Below are 19,825 nucleotides of genomic sequence, written 5' to 3'. Positions count from 1 at the left end.
CGTGTCACCCCCGGAGATCCGCCAGCAGGGAGCCCGCGACGGCCTCCTCGTAGACCGCGGTCCCCCGCTCGCCCATCGCGTCCGCGAGGGCGGGATCCCAGGGTGTCGGCACCGGCCGCCCGGCGAGCCGCAAGTGCTCGTCGCCTTCGTGGAGGTCGCCGAGGTTCGCTAGACCGGCGAGGTAATCGGCGGCGGTCATGCGCCAGAGCTCCGCGCTGTAGCGCCGCGCCACGGCACCGGCCATGTCCACTCCCGGCCAGTCGAAATCGCCGTGGTAACGCAGGCGGGCACCTCCGCGTACGGCTGTCGCCGCCAGCCGATGGAAAGCCGTCGACGGGCGTCCCTCGGTGCAGACGAGGGGCGGGCATTCCGGCCCGAGTTCCGCCGCCGCGCGCCGCAGCACGGCGGGGTTCTCGCACACGTGCACGACCGGGGCGCGCAGGGCGATGGAGAAGGTGGTGAGCTGGTGGAGCGTGACCTGGAACGGAGTGCCGAAGCGGGCGGCGCCGGTCAGCCACTCCCCCAGCCCCTCGCCCTCCGCCGGCAGGTTCAGGACGAGGATCCGGCTGGCGAGGTCGTCGACGACCACCTCATAGCAGTCCCACAGATTCCGGCGCTCCTCCGCTGTGCTCGGGGCCGGAACGCCCGCGCGGATCGCCAGGGCCCGCAGCACCAGGGTGGACAGGGTGGCCGGATGGTCGAGGGCCTTGGGATGACCCGTGATCTTGGTGGCCAGCCCGGCGAGGGTGATCTCCGGGTCCTCCTCGGGCCGTGCCTCGAGGAACTCCAGGACGCGGGCGGCCCTGGCGAGCGCCCCGGCCGTGCGCGGGCGGCCGGCGAGCCTGCTCACGGTGCCGTCCCGGCTCACCTCGTCGAGCCACCCGCGGTACCACTCCGCGCTCTCGTACAGCGGGCTCTCCTTCGCGGGCCGAAGGACCTCGTCGCGGGCGGCGAGTGCGCGGGCCACCTCGCGGGGACGGTTCCGCAGCGGCCCGCCGAGCGTCTCCAGCAGGTCGACGAGGCCGAGGTTGGTCCCGGCGCGTACGACGGCGTCGAGCTCGCGCAGCGTGACGCCGATGCGCTTAACGCCGGGTTCGCGGTAGCCCATGATGCCGATAAGCGCCTTGCGCTCCGCCTCGTCGGGCTTGTAGACGCCGACCGAAGCGTCCAGGCTGCCGCCGTTGCTTTCCAGACGGCGCCGCGCGGCCTGGAGCAGGCGGCGATACTCCGGCCCCCGGTAGCGCTCCACCGCTTTTGCGGTCACTGTCATACGCCGGCCTCCGCGTCGTCGGGCTCGTCGTCGCCGTCGGCGGCGAGGAGGGTGCCCTCGGTGAGGGCGGGGGCGCGGCGGCTCGGCCGGAAGCCGAGCAGCGTCTCGGCCAGCTCCTCGTTGCCGGAGAAACCGGCGTCGGCGTCGACGGTCTGGGCGCCGTCCCAGAGCATGAGCATCGCCGACACCGCGTGCGCGCTCTTGTCGTGGTGCATGTCATAGTGCGCGGCCATCGGCACCGTGTCGAAGTGGATCCACAGGTCGTGGCCGGTCATGAACAGATCGAGGCCGAACTTCGCGGTCAGCCCCAGCAGCTCGGGCTTGTACCGGTCGTCGATGCCGGCGAACGCCTCGTCCAGCGCGATCATCCGTGGGCACGTGGGCTTGGCGGACGAGTAGAGGGCGTTGGCCGCGGCGAACAGCGGGAGGTGGATGGCCGCCGATTTCTCCCCACCGGACATCTCCTCGTGCTTGGCCCGGGTGAGCTTCACCTCCTTCTCCCCCGGCACGGCGAGCACCAGCTCGAAGCCGTACCAGGTGCGGTAGTCGAGCACGTCGGCCAGCGCCTGCTTGTAGGTGGCGCGCGGATGGGCGGCCCGGTAGTCGCGGATCATCTCCCGCAGCAGGCCGCGCAGCTCGCCCAGGCCGGGCGCGCCGAGCCCCTGCGCGTCCCTGTCGAGGAGCCGCGAGACCGCGACCTGCCGGTCGTTCAGCCGGTCGGAGCGGCCCCATCGGATGCCGATCCTGGTGCCGGACGACATGGGCCGTGACCGGGTGTCCTCGTTCATCCCCCGCACCAGGTCACGCGCGGTGCGGACCCGGTCGTGCACCTGCTGGGCGAGCGTGGTGAGCAACTCGTCCTCCAGCACCGTGCGCTCCCGTTCCTCGAGCAGCAGCCCCTGCTCCTGGACGCGGTCGGCGACCCGCCGGGCGAACGCCGCGACGGGATTGCGGCCGCCCTCGTCGCTGACGTAGACCATGACGACGCCGGTGGGGTCGTGCTCCAGGCGATAGTCCTCGGCGCAGCCGTCGAGCGCGTCCTGGAAGGTGCGCAGCGAGGCCGACAGCCGGCTCGCGGCGTTCTTGAGCGCGCTCTCCCCGGGCACGCGGATGTCGGCCATCTCCGCGGCGAAGGCGTCCAGCAGCGCGGCCACGGCTCCCGGCAGCACCCGGCCGACCAAGGCGGCGGGGTCCGGCGGCTGTCCACCCCCCTCTCCGGCGGCGGAGTGGGCGGACAGCTCGGCGGCCACCGACGCGGCCGCCTCCGCCGGTTCGGGCCAGCCGACGTGGGCGGGCCACGGCGCGGTTGCGGTGACGCCGAGCAGCGGGCGCAGCTCCAGATGCGCGTACGGCCCGAACGCCGCGACGTGCTCGAAGAGGTGCCCGAGCGCCTGGCCGAGGGAGGCCTGGCCGTGCCTGAGGTCGGCCTGGGCGACGATCAGCGCCTCGTTCTCCCGCGCCGCCGTGGCGGCGTGCTCTTCGCACCGCCCCCGGACCTCGGCGAGACGGCGCTCGGCCTCGCCGATCTGGGCGAGCACCTCGCGCAGCGGCGCGTCCAGGGCCTCCTCGCCCGCCCTGAGCTCCTCGGCGTCGGCCCGGTGCTCCCGCTCCTTGTCCTCCAGAGCGCGGGAGTCCGCGTCGTGCCGCTCGCGCTGCCGGGCGATGGTGGCCTGCCGCGACGCGAGGTCCCGCTCCTCGGACACGGCCCGCTCGCGGCCGTCGTGCAGCCGCTGCGCCGTCGAGAGGAAGTCGTCGACGGCCCGCGCGACCGCGTCGACCTCCTGTTCGGCGACGGGCATGCTCCGTTCCGCCGCGACCTGCCGCAGCCTCCGGCGCGACGCGTCGACCTGGGCCACCGCGGCGTCGAGGTCGCGGCGGCGGTCCGCGAGCGCCGACCGCGCCTGGGCCAGCAGCGCGGACTCCTGCGACACGCGGGTGACGGCTTCGACCACCGCCGTGGCGGGCGGAAGCTCCCGCCGGGCCCGGGCGAAGTCCTCAAGGCGGCGGTTCGCGCGCGCCAGGTCGCGCTGGGCGTCCTCGTGCGCCCGGCTCGTCTCACCGATCGTCTCGTCATACTCGGCGAGCCTGGCCGCGCGGCGGTTGGCCCGGTTCGTGGCGCCGATGTACTCGGGCGACGGCTTGGGCCGGGCGCCGAGGAGGAGCCCGAGGCCGAACTGTGCCCGGCCGGTCACCGTCGGCGCGGGACCAGCCTGACGATCCCGGGCGGGCGTGATCGTGTCGGCGACCGCGACCGACCGCAGCACGTCCGCGACGACCGCCGCCGGCACCAGGTCCTGTTCCTCCGGCACGAGGACGTCGGCGAGCGTACGGCCGGAGGGGCGGCTCTCCTCGGGGAGCGGGAGCAGGTAACCGTCGGATTCCAGGACCTCGACGGCGGCGAGGGTGTGCCGTGCCTGCGGGTGCACCCAGGCGGTCAGCAGCCCCGCGCCGTACAGCGCGCCTTCGAGGCCGGCCGCCTCCTTCTCGTCGAGGTCGCCGGCGAACCGGACGAGCCGCCACAGGGGCGCCCCCGGGCGTCCGTCACGGTCCGCCGTCCTGCGGTCGTCGTGCGGCGGCGCCTCGTCGCGCTCCGCCGCGATCTCCTCCCGCTCGCGGCGCAGGCGGACGAGGTCGGCGGCGAGGTCGCGCGCCCGGGCGGACAGGCGTTCCGCGGACCTGGCCGCCTCCGTCCGCCGCTCCTCGGTCCGCACGCTGTAGACCTCGGCCAGGGACGGCGCCCCGGCGTCTCCGGCATGGGTGAGCGCCTCCGCCAGCGCCGCCACGTCGGCGGGCCCGGCCACCGCCTCGTCGTCCTCCGGGTTCAGGTCACCTGGCGCGTCTCCCGGGGGCTCGGACGAGCCGGCCCAGCGGGTGGCCCAGACGTCGAGCGCCTCGCGGGCCCGGCGGCGTGCCGTCACCAGCGCGGCGTCGGCGGCCTCGCACCGCGATTCCCGTTCCTCGACGTCCTTGTCCGCCTTGTCCCTGTCGGTCTCCGCCCGCAGGCGGTCCCGCTCCGCCCCCGACACCCGGGCGATCTCGTCGCGGACCATCGCGACGTCGTCCCTGCGGGCGGTGGCGCGTGCCCTCGCCGTCGTGAGCAGGTCCTCCCCCGTGTCGGCCGGGCCGTCCCCGTCGTGGGAGACGCCGGCCCGCTCCGCCGCGTCGGCGAGGTCGGTGGCGTGGCGGACGATCGCCGCCCGCGCGCCCTCCAGCCGCTCCGCGAGCTCGCCCGCCTCGCCCTCCAGGGCGGTCAGGTGCTCGGCGCCGTCCGCCAGCCGGGCGCGCTCCCGCTCGATCTCCTCACCGGTCTTGACGATCTGACGGCGGCGCAGCTCCAGCTCGCCCCGGGCGCGGTAGGCGTCGTCCGCGCGCAACGCGGCGAGCCGGCGCTCCAGCCCTTCCCGTTCGGCCTCGGCCGCGGCGGCCGCCGCCGAGGCGGCCTCACGTGCCGCCGCGGCCCCCTTCCGCGCCTCCTCCGCACGCACGAGCGTGCGGGCGTGCTCCACCGCTCCGTCCATCTCCGTGTGGATGCGGGCGAGCCGGGCCTTCGCATGGGTGCGCAGGTACGCGACGTAGTCGGTGAGGAACGCCCGTACGGCCGCGTCGGCGACGGCGAAGTCGTCGAACTGCTTCTGGACCGCCGCCAGGTTCTCGAAGTCGCGGGCCGCCTGGTCGACGAGCTCCTCGTCGATGGGGCTGAGACCCGAGGTGAGCGTGCCGGAGACCTTGTCGGGGTCGAGGTCCTTGGCCAGCAGCGGACGGCGCAGCGCCAGCAGCAGGTCGAGGAGCTGCGTGTAGCGCTCCCTGCCGAGCCCGAACAGGCGGGCGTCCACCGCGTCCCGATACTGGGTGGCGGTCTCGCTGTGGGCGTCCGGGCCGAGGACGGCCTTGAGCTGCCGCTCGGTCAGCGGCCGGGAGTCGGGCGCCAGCAGCCCGAAGTCGACGCCGAGGCGCCTGTCGGTGACGAAGAACGAGGTCCGCACCCCGTCTCTGTGCCGGTGCGCGCGGATGCCGATGATGAGGGTGACGGTCTCGTCGGTCGCGGCGGGCTCCGCCCCGATCTCCCGCCGGGCGAACTCCGTCCACACGTAGCCGTACTCGGCCTCCTGCCCCCGATAGAGCAGGTTGGACTTCATCGTGCGGTTCTCGCCGCTGAACGGGTCGAGCCGCCGGGCGTCCGCCACGCCGTCGAGGATGAACGGGAAGAGCACCTCCAGCGCCTTGGTCTTGCCCGAGCCGTTGTGCCCGCGCAGCACCAGCCGCCCGTCGGCGAAGGCGAACTCCTCGTCCACGTAGTCCCAGACGTTGATCACACCGGCCCTGCTGGGCTGGAACCGGTCGCTCGGCGGCGTCATCGCTCCTCCTCCTGCGTGAACGAAACCTCCTGGCCGGACGAACCCTGCTGGCCGGACGAACCCTGCTGGCCGGACGAACCCTGCTGCGCCGCCGGCTCCGGCAGGGCCACCAGCGACAACTGGCCGCCCGACGTCCGGGTGGGCAGGGCGGCCCGGATGTTGCGGTAGCGCAGCGCGGCGGGCAGGACGAGCACGCCTCCGGGCACCGGCCTGAGCAGCGTCAGATCCGCGAGGAAGCCGACGACGGCGTCGAGCAGCCCCCGGGGATCCTGCTGCCAGACGCTGGTGAACGAGGCCGCCCCGAACTCGTCGTACAGCTCGGTCGTCATCGTCTCCAGGCGGCTGCGCTCCACGAACGGCGCCTCTGCGGGCGCGGACCGGTCGTTGGGGAATGGCTCGGCCTCGGACGGAGACCAGGCGAGCTCGGCGACGATCCCGTCGCGGGGCAGGCCCGCGTCCATCCGCGCCACGAGACCGGCCTGGTCGTGGGCGAGCGCGGGCACGGGCAGCCGCTCCGGCACGTGCTCGGGATCCTCCAGAAGATCGGCGACCTTCGCCAGCAGCAGCCCCGCCGCGCGGCTCACCGCGTTGCCCCGGCCCGGGAACGGCCGGTCGGTGAAGACGCCGCCCGGATCGGCGAGCATGACGCCCTCCGCCCGCCGTTCCAGCACCAGGCCGGTGAACCGGACGAGGTCCTCGGCGAGGCCGGGGGCGTGCAACGCGTCGGCCACCTCGGGCTCGACGTCCGCGTAGTACACCACGGGGAACTCGACGAGCAGCCGCCGCGCCCTGCGGGCCGGGTTCGCGTGCGGCGGCTCGTGCACCAGGCCGGCCGCGCTGGTGAGGTGCTGGACGGGCCTGGCCGGCTTGAACAGCACCGCACAGATGTCATGGTCGATGTCGTACAGCGCGTCGCCGCGTTCGGTGTCGCGCGCCCACCACTCCAGGCTGCCGTCGGACAGCCGGAGCGCGCCCCGGTCCACCAGCCAGCCCAGCACGTCGACGACGGCGGCCTTGTGCGATCCGATCGCGGGGTCGAAGCCGAGGCCGTCGATGGAGTTGGCCAGCGGGGTGAAGATCCGCACCAGGTCCGCCAGGCTGATCTCGATGCGGGAGCGCTGGAACGACCCGAGCACCAGGCACAGGTAGGCCAGCCGGCGGCGGTCGAACGGCTTGCCCTTGCGGGAGAAGATCGAGCGCTGCGTCTCGTCCAGGACGTCGAGGTGGCGGACCAGCCGCACATGGTGGGTCGTGGCGATCAGCGTGTAGCCGAGCAGCTCGCGGAAGTCGCGAGTCATCTCGTCGGCCCAGCGCAGCACCTGGTCGAGCACGCCGGGACGCGGCCGGTCCTTGGTGATCAGGTCGCAGGTCAGCACGCGGCGTACCGCCTGCTGGTAGGAGCCGAGGTCGGCGACGGAGACGCCGGCGGCGGCCCGGGCGCGGGGAGTCGTCACCGGGCACCCCCTGTTTCCGAGCCTGTTCCCGGGCCTGCCGCCGAACCCGCCGCCGGAGTCCGCCCGGCGAGCTCGACCCGGAACCCGGGCAGGTGGAGCAGTCCCTGCGCGGTGCGCACGGCGCTTCCGGTGTCGCTCGGCACGAGCCGGACCATCACGGCGTCGTTGGCGCCGGATCCTCTCTTCAGGCGGCCGGCGACGACCGTGCGGCCCTCAAGCGCCCGCGTCATCAGTTTCAGCAGGACCCGGGTCTCGGACTCGTCGAGCACCCGCCCGTGCGCGCCCAGCTCGGTCAGGTGGCCGGCGGCCTCGCGTTCGGCCCGGCGTTCCGCCGCCTGCTCCCGGCGCAGCGCCGCCCGCGCCCCGGGGTTGCCGCGCACCGGCGTGGGCACGCCCGTCGTGGGCGCCTTGCCGCTGCGGAAGAGCGTGACCGACACCTCCACCCCCGGCGCGTCCCACCAGGTCGCCCTGGGCGAGATCTGTTCGGTGTCCTCGTGGGCCGTGCCCAGGTGCCGGGCGCTCCGCAGGTTGAACGCCGCGCCCGTCAGCGCGTGGGCGGCGCCCTCGTCCGGCGCGTTCCAGACCCATTCGGCCAGGTGCCGCAGCTGGGTGGCCCGGTTGACGCCGCCGCGCTGCGCCTCCGAGATCTGCCGCAGCAGCGCGATCACCCCCGACACCGCGACGCGTGTGGCGTTGCGCAGCTCTCCGGCGCGGGACTCCTGCGGCCCCTCAGGGGCGAACCACGCTCGCAGGACCGACCAGCGGCGGCGCCAGTCCTCCAGCCGCTCGTGCCGCTCCATGAAGGGCCGCTCGTCCGCTGCCGCCGCGCGGTCGAGCAGGGAGGCCAGGCCGCTCGCCTCGACGTCGCGTACGGCGGTGGCCAGGCGGGGCAGGTAGCGGTCGAGCTCCGCCATGAACTCGGACATGTGCGTCAGCAGGGCGTTCTTGTAACGCAGGAACGTCTCGGGGGAGGCGTCGGTGGACCTGATGATCTCGCCCAGCGTCACATGGAAGTGCGCGGAGCGGCGCCCCATGTCCTCCATCACCGAGTCCAGCCGCGACAGCCGGCGGTAGACCTGCTCGCCCTCCCCCGCGCGGTTGGCCGCCGCGAGCGCCTTGAGGTCCTCAAGGATGTCGGAGAAGACCAGGCGCGACAGGTTGGCGTCCTGGATGCGGGCCGCGAGCAGCCCCTCGACCGAGGTGTACGCCCAGTAGCCGAGCTCGCTGAACTGGTAGACCGACTGCCTGTTGCGGTAGCGGACGAGGTTGCCGGCCCGGGACGCGTCGTCGAACCGGTGCACCACCCCGTCCTCGTACAGGGCGTCCAGCCGGTCGCGCAGGTTGCCGTCGAACGTGGGCACCTCGTCGTGGAGCCGCGTCAGCTCGTTCAGGGCCGACTGCACCTCCCCGGCGTCCACCTGGACCCGGTGCACCTCCCGCAGCCGGTCCATCGCCCGCAGGACCCAGAGATAGGCCACATGGTCGTCGCGCCTGGTGAAGTTGAACAACCTGAACCGATCGCTGATCGCCAGCGAGTCGAGGTCCAACGCCCTGCGGTCCGCCATCCGGTCCCCCCGATCCGTGTCGCGGGTCCGTGCCACCGTTCCGTGCCGCACCCGCCCGATCGCGGAGACCCGCCCACCAGGAGAGGCGGGCGGGGCTCCGCGTGCCGAGAAGACCGTATTGGAGGGCACCGACAGTTGCGACCTGCCCGGGGGCAGGCGACCGGCGCGGGCGTCACGCGGGGCGGAGGAGCGCGACCAGGAAGGTCGAGTCGTCCCTGAACGGACGCAGGTCCCAGGTGGACAGCAGCAGGTCGGGTTCGAGCGCGCCGGCGGCCGCGTCCGCGAAGAACTCGCTGAACTCGTAGCCGCGGCCGGCGCCGAAGCCGATCGCGACCCGGCCGTCCGGCGCGAGGTGCGCACGGAACCGTCTCAGCACCTCGCGACGGGTGCTGGGCGCGAGGAACGCCATCACGTTCCCGGCGCAGACGACGGCATCGAACGGCGTGGTGATGCCCTGCGCGGGAAGGTCGAGTTCGGCCAGGTCTCCGACCATCCATCGCGGCCCGGAGTGGTCCTGCTCGGCGGCCTCGATCAGGGCCGGATCGACGTCGACGCCGACGACGTAGTGGCCGGCCTCGGCCAATGCGCCACCGACCCGGCCGGTTCCGCAGCCGGCGTCGAGGATGCGGGCGCGGCGCGGCACCATGGCGTCCACGAGGCGGGCTTCCCCGGCGAGGTCGTCACCGGCGTGAGCCATGGAGCGGAAGCGCTCGATGAACCAGGTGGAGTGATCGGGGTCGGCGGCGACCTTCTGCATCCAGATGCTCTGTTCAACCATGCCTGAATTCTCCCGAGCGGAGGAGGCGGCGAGCGACGCGGTACCGGAGGGCCGGACGCCCGGGCGTCACCGGAGAGGCGTCACCGGAGCCCGTGCGCCTCCGCCCAGTCCGCGACGGCCCCGGCGATCAGCTCCGGGTGGTCTTCCGGGGTGTGGTGCCCCGCGACCTCGTCGAACCGCCGGATCTCCAGGCCGGCGACATTGGCCGCACACCAGTCGATCATGTCCTGGTGCACCATCGTGCCGGGTCCAGGCGCGAAGGCGAGCAACAGCTTCGGCACCTCCGGGCTGGCGGCCAGCCACTTGTCGTACGCCTCCACGCGTGCCACCACGTCGGCCGGCTCACCGCCGAGCGGCATCGAGCGCGCCCACCGCAGCAGCGGCAGGCGGCTCTCGCGCGTCGGGTACGGCTTGCGGTAGACGGCCAGGTCGTCCGGGTCGATGGGGGCCGCGACGGTGCCCGGCAACCCCTGTTCGATGAAGGCGTCGTCCTCCAGGATCATCTTCTCCCCGACGCCCTCGGTCTTGATCGCAGCGAACAGCTCCCGGCCGCCTTCGGGGAACTCCTCCCAGGTCATCGGCTTGACGATGGTCTCGGTGAAGGCGATCCCGCGTACGCGGTCCGGGTGGCGGGAGGCCCAGTCGAAGGCCAGCGCGCCGCCCCAGTCGTGGCCGACGAGCACCACGTCGCGAAGGTCGAGGGCGTCGAACCACGCATCCAGATAGCGGGCGTGATCCGCGAAGGTGTACGCGATGTCGGGCTTGCCGGAGTCACCCATGCCGATCAGGTCGGGGGCCAGCCGGCGGCCCTCACCGATCGCGGGGATGACGCGCCTCCACAGGTGGGACGAGGTGGGGTTGCCGTGCAGGAAGACCATCGGCGCACCGGAGCCGGTGTCGCGGTAGTGGACGGTGGAGCCGAGAACGTGCTGAACGGGCACGACAGGTCCTTTCAGAGGTCGAGCGGAACACATCGATCGGTTCATCGGAAGGCGGCGGCGTTGCGGACCGCCCAGTCGGCGAAGGACCGGGGAGCACGGCCGAGCACGCGCTCGACGTCCGGGCTGATCCGCCGCTCCGCGTCCGTCGGCTCCCCCAGGATGGCGAGCGTCCCCTCCACCACCTGCTCGGGCATGAACTGCAGCATCTGCGCCCGGGCCTCCTCCCTGGTCTGCTCGGCGAACCGCACCGGCGTGCCCAGGGCCGCGCCGATCGCCGCCACGCGTTCGCGCGGCGTGGTCGGCGCGGGACCGGTCAGCTCGTAGACGCGGCCGACGTGCCCGTCCTCGCGCAGGACGGTCGCGGCGACCTCGGCGATGTCGGCCGGGTCGATGGTCGGCAGGCCGACGTCGCCGAACGGGGCGGCCGCCGTACGGCCCCCGCGGACGGACTCCGCCCAGGCGTAGGCGTTGGAGTGGAAGCCGCCGGGCCGCAGGATGGTCCACTCCAGACCGGACCGGCGCACCGCGTCCTCGAAGGCGGCGGGGTGGCGGTAGAAGTCCGGCCTGGTCCCCGCCCCCTGCGAGGACAGCAGGACGACCCGCCGGACCCCGCCGGCCATGGCGGCGTCGAGGATCGCCTGCGGGTTCTGACCCGCCACCAGCAGGAACAGGGCGTCCGCGCCTTCGAAGGCGTCCTTCAGCCCGGCGGGGTCGTCCAGGTCGGCCCGCACCTGCCGCACGCCCTCGGGCAGTTCGGCGGTCCGCCGGGAGACTGCGGTCACCCGCTCGCCTGCGGCGGCGAGCAGCGCGACGACCTGCCCGCCGACGTTTCCGCTGGCGCCCGTTACCACGATCATGATTGCTCCTCAGTGAGTTAGTTGACTGACTGAGAAGACCGTAGCGGCCCATGGGACCACTTGTCCACTTCTGGTCAGTCGACCGACTCAGAAATGCCGAAAGGCCCCGGAAAACCCGGAGGTCGTACGCCGCCCGGCTCGTCTCGCGGGTGCGGGCGCCAGGGACCGCGCGGCCGCCGTCGCCAGAAACTTTCACCGCCGTCGTCGCCGTTCGCGGCGCGGAGCGTGCGCAGCCAGGTGAGCGCGGGGGCGCACCGGCGCCAGTTTGACGGGGCCCTTGACGACCCGGAACGCGACGCTGACACTGAGCGGCGATCTCCCCCGAACGACAGCGTGCTCGCGAGGGCACTTCCGTGCCGTGATTGTTAGCGCTCACATCGACACGCTCACATCGACACCCCGTACCGTCCGTCCCGACGAGAGGCACCCCCGTGGACACCTCCGTACGCTCTCCCGCATGGCCGCGCCGCGTCCTCGCCCTGGCGGTCCTGGCGCTGCTCGCGATCTGCCCGTCCCTCGTGGCCGCCGGCCCCGCCCAGGCGGCGACCATCGACACGAGCGCGTCGTACGTGCTGGTCAACCGCAACAGCGGCAAGGCGCTGGACGTCTACAACAAGGCGACGAACGACGGCGCGCCCCTGGTGCAGTGGGCCCGCAACGACGGCGCCAACCAGCAGTGGCAGTTCGTCGACTCCGGCGGCGGCTACTACCGCCTCAGGTCGAGTCTCAGCGGCAAGGTCGTCGACGTCTCCGGCCGCTCCACCGCCGACGGCGCCGACGTCATCCAGTACACCGACAAGAACGCCACCAACCAGCAGTTCCAGGTCGTCGACACCGACAGCGGCTACGTGAAGCTGATCAACCGCAACAGCGGCAAGGCCCTGGAGGTCTGGGAGTGGTCCACCGCCGACGGCGGCCGCATCTCCCAGTACACCGACCTGGGCGGCGCCAACCAGCAGTGGCAGCTCGTCAGGCTCACGTCCTACCCCGGCCCGGGCTACGTCACCGGCGACGTCACCGTGCACGACCCCGAGGTGACCAAGAAGCCCGACGGCACCTACCTGCTCGCGCACACGGGCGACAACATCGCGCTCAAGACCTCGTCCGACCGGACCGCCTGGCGCAACGCGGGCGTGGCCTTCCCCGGCGGGGCCTCCTGGACGCACGCCTACACCAACGGCAGCAACACGCTGTGGGCGCCGGACATCACCTACGTCAACGGCAAGTACTACATGTACTACGCGGCCTCGACCTTCGGTTCCAACCACTCGGGCATCTTCCTGGCCACCAGCACGACCGGCGCGTCGGGCTCGTGGACCAACCAGGGCCTGGTCATCGAGTCGACCACCTCCGACAACTGGAACGCCATCGATCCCAACCTCGTCATCGACGACCAGGGCCGCTGGTGGCTCGACTTCGGCTCGTTCTGGTCGGGGATCAAGATGGTCCAGCTCGACCCGGCGACCGGCAAGCGGCTGGACGGCACGATCCGCAGCATCTCGGGCCGCAACGGCGGCGCGACCGAGGCGCCGTTCATCTACCGGCACGGCGGCTACTACTACCAGTTCGTCTCCTTCGACCTGTGCTGCAAGGGCGCGTCCAGCACCTACCGCATCATGGTCGGCCGCTCCACCTCGGTCACCGGCCCGTACGTCGACCGGAACGGGACGGCGATGACGTCGGGGGGCGGCACGCAGGTGCTGGCCGGGCACGGGAGCATCCACGGCCCCGGCCACCAGGCCGTCCTCGCCGACAACGACGGAGACGTGCTCTTCTACCACTGGTACGCCGACGACGGCTCCTCCCGCCTCGGCATCAACAAGCTCGGCTGGGACGGCGCCGGCTGGCCCTACGTCTACTAGTCACCGGAGAGAGATGATTTTCATCTGACTCGGCCTGTCTGGCGAAAAGTTACGATCTCGACGAGATTTGCGTGGCGCTCTGGCGTGCGGCCGCGCGCGGCGGTGTGATTGCCCCGGCCTGATCCCCCCCACAGGCATTCGAGAAGGGGTCGCACAACGGTGAGAACTCCACATCGCGGCATCGCCGTCGCGGTCGCCGCGGCGGCAGCGCTGTTCCCCGCCGCGCCGTCCGCCCTGGCCACCGCCTCCACGGCCGGGCCGCGGGTCTCCTGCACGGCAACGCTGTCGGCGCCCACGCGCGAAGCCGCCTTCGGCGAGGCGGCCAGGGCGACGGGCGCGCCGGAACCACTGCTCAAGGCCGTGGCGTACATGCTGTCCCGCTGGGACGACCACCGGGGCAAGCCGAGCTCCGACGGCGGCTACGGCGTGTTCGACCTCGGCGACCGGGCGCCCGAGGCATGGGACGGCGCGGACAAGGGACGCGCGGCCTCGACCACGAGCCAGATCGCGGCGGCGGCCGGGCTGACCGGGCTCACGGCCGACGCGCTGCGCCGGGACCCGAACGCCAACATCTGCGGCGGGGCCGCGCTGCTGGCGTCCTACCACGACGGCGGCGACGGCCTGGGCTCCTGGCGGGACGCGGTGGCACGGTTCGGCGCGAAGAACGACTTCGTCCGGCAGGTCTACCAGACCCTGCGCAGCGGCCAGAGCCGCGTCACCGCCGACGGGCAGCGGGTCACCCTCGCCGCCGACGAGTCGGTGCCCCTGCCCGCCATGCGGCTCGCCGCCGGCGCCGACGTCGACTGCCCGGCCGGTCTCGACTGCGAGCCGATCCCCGCGCCGTACGCCAAGGGCTCGGCAGCCGAGCCGGACAACACGACCGACTACGGCAACCACGACCTCGCCGACCGGACCGGACCGGGCGGTCCCGCACTCGACTACATCGTCATCCACGACACCGAGGGCTACTACGACCCCTCGGTCCGGTTGGCCCAGGACCCGACGTACCTCGCGTGGAACTACACCATCCGGTCCTCCGACGGCCACATCGCGCAGCACCTCGACGCCAAGGACGTCGGCTGGCACGCCGGCAACTGGTACGTGAACATGCACTCCATCGGCATCGAGCACGAGGGCTTCGCCGGGACCGCGGCGTGGTTCACCGAGTCGATGTACCAGACCTCGGCCACGCTGGTGAAGCACCTCGCGCAGAAGTACGGGATCCCGCTCGACCGGGCGCACGTCATCGGCCACGACCAGGTGCCCGGGACCGTCCTCGGCGCCACCAAGAGCATGCACTGGGACCCGGGGCCGTACTGGGACTGGGACCACTACTTCGACCTGCTCGGCGCTCCCATCGGCGGCGACCTGAAGACCACCGCCGACGTCGCCCCCGGCGACGTCGTGGAGGTGCGCACCGGCTACCAGGACAACCCCCAGCCGGTGACCGGCTGCGCCGCCGCCTCCCCGCCCTCCCCCGACTGTGTCACCGGGGCCGGCACCAACTTCCTCCCCCTCCACCAATCGCCGTCCGAGACGGCGCCGCTCGCCGCCGACCCCGGCTGGAAGCCCGGCTCCACCGCGGGCTCGACGTACGCGAGCGACATCAGCGCCCGGGTCGTCTCCGGCCACAAGCTCGTCGTCGCCCAGGTGCAGGGCGACTGGATCGGCGTGTGGTGGGCCGGCTCCCTCGCCTGGCTGCACAACCCCGCCGACCGGCCCGTCGTGGTCCGCACGCAGGCGAAGACGGTCACCGTGAAGTCCGCGACCACCCCAGCAGCCGTCTACGGCCGGGCCTACCCCGAGGCGTCCGCCTACACCGGCACCGGCATCCCGGTCCAGGCGCTGTCGCCGCTGGAGTACAAGATCCCGGCCGGGCAGACGTACGCCGTGAGCGACGACGACCTGGTCACCGACTACTACCGGGCGACCACCTTCGACGGGTCGGCGCCCGGCGACCGCACCGACCTCAAGGGCCAGGACCGGTACTACCAGCTCTGGTACGCCCACCGGCAGGTCTTCGTCCGCACGGCCGAGGTGGACCTGCACGACGCGCAACGGTCGCCGGTGTCCAGCACCGCGCCGCCGGTGATCAGCGGGTCCGCCAAGGTCGGCGGTGAGCTCACCGCCTCCCCCGGCACCTGGTCGCGGCAGGTGGCGGGCTTCACCTACCAGTGGTACGTGGACGGTGCGAAGGTCCCCGGGGCCACCGAGCCGGCGTACCGGCCGGGCGCCGGGGACCTCGGCAAGAGCGTGCTCGTCGAGGTGACCGTCGACGACCCGTACTTCACCGCCACGTCGGCACGGTCGGCGGCGACCGCGCCGGTGGCGTCGGGAACGTTCACCTCGGCCCAGCCGCCCGCCGTGAGCGGGACGCCGAAGATCGGCCGCACGCTGACCGCCTCCCCCGGCGCCTGGACGCCCGCTCCGGAGAAGGTCGCCTACCAGTGGCTGCGCGACAGCGTCCCGGTCAAGGGCGCCACGGGCCGCACCTATCACCTCAAAGGCCACGACCGCGGCGCCCGCATCGCCGTACGGGTGACCGTGTCGGCGAAGGCCTATGCGAAGGCCACCGCCACCTCGGCGGCGACCCGGCCGGTGACCACCCGCTGAAAGCACGGCGGGGCCGGGGAGGGCTCTCCTCCCCGGCCCCGCCGTCAGGCGTGCCGCGGGTAGGCCGAGACGAGCTTCGCGGCGGCCTTCCGCGCCAGGTTCAGGGTGTCCTTCCAGTGGCTCGCGCGGGCGCTGACGACCTGGACGACGGCGACCGCCGATCGATGCCGGATCACCACGTAGTCGAAGTGGTACAGCTTGGCGTCCTGCCCTTCGTATACCGGGTTCGAGTCCTGGACCTCTAAGGCGTAAGCCGCCTGGCCCAGCCTGCCCGGCGCGTGCTTGACGATCTTCACCATGTTGCGCCGGTCGCCCGCGCCGTCGCAGGCCGCGGCGACCCGCTGGGCGGTGGAGGTCATCTTCTTGAGCGCGGCGGCGTCGCCGGTGTACAGGCGCTCCCCGCCGGACGCACGCCCCAGAACGAGGGCGCTGTGCGCCGGCTCGTCGAACACCGCGTCGAACGCCCGCGCGGCGGTGAGGCAGGGGGCGTCGTCCACCTCCAGCCCGGTCAGGTCGAGCCGCTTGAGATTCATGGGCACCGCGCCCCATTCCTTGCCGAGATCCTTGGTCGTGACCAGCAGCTTCTTGAGTTGCGTACGGCTCAGCGGTCGGTCGGACGCCGCCGAGGCCGGGACGGCGGCGGCGAGCGAGGCGGCGAGCGTCAGAGCGGTCACGGCGATCCGGGCTGGCTTCTTCATGCAGGCGTCCTTGTCGGTCGGGGGGATACCTTCGCGGGCTTGCTCATGCGGATTTCACCGGCGCCTCGGCAGCGTACACAATCCCGGGCATTCACCGCTTCGCGCTTATCGCCTTCAATTCGGCGTGCTTCTCGCCGATTTCGGGCCGAGCTTCCTGTGGGGCTTTACCCGGCGTACTGTGTTGGCCGGCGCTCCGGCCGCTTTCCCCGCCCACACTTCAGGAGCCGACGATGGATAACGAGATTCAGCTGCTCAGTGACGGCGATGGCCTTGCGGTCATCGGGAATCCGGCTGCCGTGGATCGTTTCCTCGTATCCGAGGGACTGCCGTCAAAGGACCTCGGACTGAAACGGCTCAGATCTGTCCTCAACACCGGGGCCGAGGCCGCACAGGCAGGTTCCGAGATTGCCGCAAACGCGGGCCGCTGGGTGAAGCTGACCGAGAAGTCCGCGCGAGCGATGCAGAAACACCCCCTGATGAAAGGTTCGGAGACGGGCGTCAGCCGTGCTGTGCTGACCGAGAAGGGCAAGATCAATGGACTCCTGGAACTGGTGAGGACGCCCGGATCGTTCCTGACCAACCCGGCGATTCTGGCCGGCGCCGCGGGGCTCATGGCGCAGCTCGCGATGCAACAGACCATGGACGAGATCACCGACTATCTCGCCGTGATCGACGGGAAGGTCGACGACGTGCTCCGCGCCCAGAAGGACGCCGTGCTGGCGGACATGATCGGAGTGAACCTCATGATCGAGGAGGCCATGACCATCCGCGAGCAGGTGGGCGTGGTCTCCGAGGTCACGTGGTCGAAGGTCCAGGCCACGCCGGTGACGATCGCGCGGACGCAGGCCTACGCGTTGCGTCAGCTGGACGCGCTCGCGGAGAAGATGGACCGCAAGGCCAAGATCGGTGATCTCGCCAAGACGTCCAAGGAAGCCGAGCTCACGGTTCAGGAGTGGCTCGCCGTCCTCGCTCGTTGCTTCCAGATGCAGGACGCGATCGCCGTGCTCGAACTCGACCGGGTGCTGAACGCGTCTCCGGAGGAGCTGGACCGGCATCGCCTCGCGCTCCGGGCCGCGCGGCAGAACCGGCTGGACCTCATCTCCCGGAGCACCGAGCGTCTGCTGGCCCGCATGGAGGCGGCTGCCGTCGCCGCCAACACGAAGGTGCTGCTGCACCCGACGACGTCCCGGGCCGTGGTGCAGTCGACCAACCATGTCGCGGTCACCGTCGTCGACTTCCACGGACGGCTCGGGATCGAGCGCGGCCGGCAGTCGCTGGAAGCCAGACGTTGGGCGGACGCAGCTGCGGAGGTGAGGGACAAGGTGCTCGAGACGGGAGCAGAGGGCGTCGACGCCGCCGTGCACCTCGGTACGGAGACACTCGACCGGGCCAAATCGGTGATGGGCAGGCTTTCCAGCGGGATCGCCGAGCGAACGCTCCGTCCGCGCGGGGACGAGGAAAGCTGACTGCCGCCTGAATCTCAGGGGCGACCTGGACGCTCCGTTCCCGGGATCCGTGCTCGTCAACGAGCTCTCCCCGGCGGTCCAGGAGGACGCCCAGGCCGGGCATCTGCTGAAGCCGGAAGCGTCCGCGCACACCTGGCGCACCGACTACCAGGACGCCTGACGGCCCCGAAGTCCATGGGGTCGGTTGTGAGCGGTTCGGCGAGCAGCACATACTTGATGAGATGAAGCCAGCCAGCGGCGCGTCCCGCCGTCACCTGCCCACCAGTCCCTTCAAGCCCCCGCCTCCGGCCCCGCCTGTCGAACAGTTCAGTGTGAACGACCAGGTCACACATGATCGGTACGGCCTCGGCGTGGTCGTGGAAGTAGAGGAGGGGGTGGCTGTGATCGTCGATTTTCGATCGCAGCAGGAAAGAATCCTGACCCCATACAAGAAGCTGCACAAACTCTGAGACGGATGCGCCGCAGGGGAAGCGCGTCGTGCGAGTACAGCTCCGCCGGCGACACGCCGGCGGACGCCCACGCGCCGGCGCACTCCCTCACGGCCGGATCTGAATGTGCATCCGCCCTCGCCGGAAGCTCCCCTGCCCGGACCGGGCAGCGGCGCTTGGAGGATCGACGAGGTGCGGCACGACGGAGCGTGTGCCCGGACATGAGTCGGGGCCCGCGCTTGTAGAGCGCGGACCCCGAATCACGATGCGTACCTGAGTCAGGCGGGCACGATGTTCTCGGCCTGGGGGCCCTTCTGGCCCTGGGTGATGTCGAACGACACCTTCTGGCCCTCCTGCAGCTCGCGGTACCCCTGGGCGGCGATGTTGGAGTAGTGGGCGAAGACGTCGGGGCCGCCACCCTCCTGCTCGATGAAGCCGAAGCCCTTTTCCGCGTTGAACCACTTCACGGTTCCGAGAGCCATGTTGAATCTCCTTTAACAGGGACCGAACCGGAATCCGCACTGTGCTGATTCCGCGTCGCCCGATGAGGCCCCTCCGGAGAAGGCCGGAAAAACAAAATGCGCCTGAAGGTCACATCCCGCCAGGCGCACACGAGTTTCATGGGTACCACAACTGCAACTCGGTAGACCGTAGCACATGCAGGGGGCGACGGGCACATCTGAGGTTCAAAAATCCGGATGCCACGGCCGGGCCGCATGACCGAAGTCATCAATTCCCTCGTGCGCGGCCACAACGTCATCAGACAGGAGACGGACGCCATCCGGCGACACCGCACATGGCGCGGCGGCCGTCGGCCGCCGCGCCATGGGTGCGGTGTTGCGGGTGTGCAGGATCAGCCGGCGCTACAGGAAACCGTCGGCCAGGTCCAGTTGCCGTTGTGCTGGATGGTGACCCCGAAGTTGTTGCCGCTGCCGTTCGGCTTGGCGGTCATCACCTGGGAGCTGGGCCAGGTGGCGCTGGTGTTCCAAGTGGCGATGATCTTCGCGGGGGACGGGACGTTCATCGTGACCGTCCAGTTGTTCGAGCCGCTGACCGAGACGTTGAGGTTGTAGCGGTCGCTCCACGACTGGCCGGCGGACAGCGTCGCGGTGCAGCCACCGCCGCCGCCACCACCGCCACCACCGCCGCCGCCGCCACCGCCGCCGCCACCGCCGGTGGAGCCGCCGATGGTGATGTTGGAGCTGCCGCTGCTCTGGTAGCCCTCGGTCGCCAGGATCTGGTAGTCGTGGTTGCCCAGGGACATGCCGGCGCGGGCCCAGGCGTCGAAGTGGTTGCCGACGGTGATGGTGCCGCCGGTCCTCTTCTGCTGACGGACGCTCCAGTACTGGTTGAAGGTCTGGTTGCCGTCGATGGAAGGCGCGTTGTAACGCGTCGTCTGGTAGATGTCGTAGGTGCCGCCGTCGGAGGTCACGGTGCCCTTGAAGGTGCCCGTGGGCCGGTAGGTGCCCCAGTTCTCGACGATGTAGTACTCCACCAGCGGGCTCCGCGTCCACCCGTACAGCGCCAGGTAGGCGTTG

The 19,825-nt window shown here is 71.8% G+C and carries 14 protein-coding genes; 4 read left to right on the top strand and 10 right to left on the bottom strand.

Annotated elements, in window-relative coordinates; all coding sequences use genetic code 11:
* Positions 1-4 precede the first annotated feature (4 nt).
* From BXA11_RS08880 to BXA11_RS08850, 7 genes are all read right to left on the bottom strand, one after another.
* Positions 5-1,270: a TIGR02679 family protein gene (locus BXA11_RS08880; RefSeq protein ID WP_076434078.1), complete on the bottom strand. Its 1,266-nt coding sequence runs from the start codon at positions 1,268-1,270 to the stop codon at positions 5-7.
* Positions 1,267-5,625, bottom strand: coding sequence for an SbcC/MukB-like Walker B domain-containing protein (locus BXA11_RS08875; protein ID WP_076434077.1), 4,359 nt, complete (start codon positions 5,623-5,625; stop codon positions 1,267-1,269). Before BXA11_RS08875 ends, BXA11_RS08880 begins: the two co-directional genes overlap by 4 nt.
* A complete protein-coding gene (locus BXA11_RS08870; protein ID WP_076434076.1) occupies positions 5,622-7,079 on the bottom strand; it encodes a DUF2398 family protein in 1,458 nt (485 codons plus the stop codon). The genes BXA11_RS08875 and BXA11_RS08870 overlap by 4 nt, the downstream gene beginning before the upstream one ends.
* The gene (locus BXA11_RS08865) at positions 7,076-8,644 is read right to left on the bottom strand and encodes a TIGR02677 family protein (protein ID WP_083744079.1); all 1,569 of its coding nucleotides are present in this window, start codon (positions 8,642-8,644) and stop codon (positions 7,076-7,078) included. Before BXA11_RS08865 ends, BXA11_RS08870 begins: the two co-directional genes overlap by 4 nt.
* A gap of 172 nt (positions 8,645-8,816) precedes the next feature.
* Positions 8,817-9,422, bottom strand: a complete 606-nt coding sequence (locus BXA11_RS08860; RefSeq protein ID WP_076434075.1) for a class I SAM-dependent methyltransferase — start codon at positions 9,420-9,422, stop codon at positions 8,817-8,819.
* Positions 9,423-9,502: 80 nt separating this feature from the next.
* Positions 9,503-10,363 (bottom strand): haloalkane dehalogenase, encoded by an 861-nt coding sequence (locus BXA11_RS08855; RefSeq protein WP_076434074.1) that lies wholly within the window; start codon positions 10,361-10,363, stop codon positions 9,503-9,505.
* 41 nt (positions 10,364-10,404) lie between these two features.
* Positions 10,405-11,220, bottom strand: a complete 816-nt coding sequence (locus BXA11_RS08850) for an NAD(P)H-binding protein (RefSeq protein WP_076434073.1) — start codon at positions 11,218-11,220, stop codon at positions 10,405-10,407.
* A 431-nt stretch (positions 11,221-11,651) separates the two neighbouring features.
* Here BXA11_RS08850 and BXA11_RS44410 point away from each other — a divergent pair, with 431 nt between their 5' ends.
* Positions 11,652-13,082: a family 43 glycosylhydrolase gene (locus BXA11_RS44410; protein ID WP_076434072.1), complete on the top strand. Its 1,431-nt coding sequence runs from the start codon at positions 11,652-11,654 to the stop codon at positions 13,080-13,082.
* A 159-nt stretch (positions 13,083-13,241) separates the two neighbouring features.
* Positions 13,242-15,695, top strand: a complete 2,454-nt coding sequence (locus BXA11_RS08840; RefSeq protein WP_076434071.1) for an N-acetylmuramoyl-L-alanine amidase — start codon at positions 13,242-13,244, stop codon at positions 15,693-15,695.
* A 44-nt stretch (positions 15,696-15,739) separates the two neighbouring features.
* Here the strand turns inward: BXA11_RS08840 and BXA11_RS08835 are convergent, their stop codons facing one another.
* Positions 15,740-16,393, bottom strand: a complete 654-nt coding sequence (locus BXA11_RS08835) for a hypothetical protein (RefSeq protein WP_076434070.1) — start codon at positions 16,391-16,393, stop codon at positions 15,740-15,742.
* Between the two features lie 476 nt (positions 16,394-16,869).
* Between BXA11_RS08835 and BXA11_RS08830 the strand changes: the two genes are divergently transcribed.
* Positions 16,870-17,859, top strand: coding sequence for a hypothetical protein (locus tag BXA11_RS08830; RefSeq protein WP_244303580.1), 990 nt, complete (start codon positions 16,870-16,872; stop codon positions 17,857-17,859).
* A gap of 221 nt (positions 17,860-18,080) precedes the next feature.
* A complete protein-coding gene (locus BXA11_RS08825; RefSeq protein WP_030512223.1) occupies positions 18,081-18,308 on the top strand; it encodes a hypothetical protein in 228 nt (75 codons plus the stop codon).
* 257 nt (positions 18,309-18,565) lie between these two features.
* Here BXA11_RS08825 and BXA11_RS08820 read toward each other — a convergent pair whose 3' ends face one another.
* Together BXA11_RS08820 and BXA11_RS08815 are read right to left on the bottom strand one after the other, a co-directional pair.
* Entirely contained in the window at positions 18,566-18,769 is a 204-nt protein-coding gene (locus BXA11_RS08820; protein ID WP_030512222.1) for a cold-shock protein, read from the bottom strand.
* Positions 18,770-19,140: 371 nt separating this feature from the next.
* A partial coding sequence (locus BXA11_RS08815; protein WP_076434068.1) for a glycoside hydrolase family 11 protein occupies positions 19,141-19,825 on the bottom strand: 685 nt, incomplete at its 5' end.

It is taken from the genome of Microbispora rosea, assembly GCF_900156315.1.
GTDB classification, from domain to species: domain Bacteria; phylum Actinomycetota; class Actinomycetes; order Streptosporangiales; family Streptosporangiaceae; genus Microbispora; species Microbispora rosea.
Note: the sequence above shows the minus strand (reverse complement) of the source record. Positions and strands in the feature narration are given on the sequence as shown.

Bases quoted from the DNA above. Each gene is read 5' to 3' on its own strand.
- BXA11_RS08880 (WP_076434078.1), bottom strand. From the start codon at position 1,270: ATGACAGTGACCGCAAAAGCGGTGGAGCGCTACCGGGGGCCGGAGTAT.
- BXA11_RS08875 (WP_076434077.1), bottom strand. From the start codon at position 5,625: ATGACGCCGCCGAGCGACCGGTTCCAGCCCAGCAGGGCCGGTGTGATC.
- BXA11_RS08865 (WP_083744079.1), bottom strand. From the start codon at position 8,644: ATGGCGGACCGCAGGGCGTTGGACCTCGACTCGCTGGCGATCAGCGAT.
- BXA11_RS08860 (WP_076434075.1), bottom strand. From the start codon at position 9,422: ATGGTTGAACAGAGCATCTGGATGCAGAAGGTCGCCGCCGACCCCGAT.
- BXA11_RS08850 (WP_076434073.1), bottom strand. From the start codon at position 11,220: ATGATCGTGGTAACGGGCGCCAGCGGAAACGTCGGCGGGCAGGTCGTC.
- BXA11_RS08835 (WP_076434070.1), bottom strand. From the start codon at position 16,393: ATGAAGAAGCCAGCCCGGATCGCCGTGACCGCTCTGACGCTCGCCGCC.
- BXA11_RS08830 (WP_244303580.1), top strand. From the start codon at position 16,870: ATGAAAGGTTCGGAGACGGGCGTCAGCCGTGCTGTGCTGACCGAGAAG.
- BXA11_RS08825 (WP_030512223.1), top strand. From the start codon at position 18,081: ATGAAGCCAGCCAGCGGCGCGTCCCGCCGTCACCTGCCCACCAGTCCC.
- BXA11_RS08820 (WP_030512222.1), bottom strand. From the start codon at position 18,769: ATGGCTCTCGGAACCGTGAAGTGGTTCAACGCGGAAAAGGGCTTCGGC.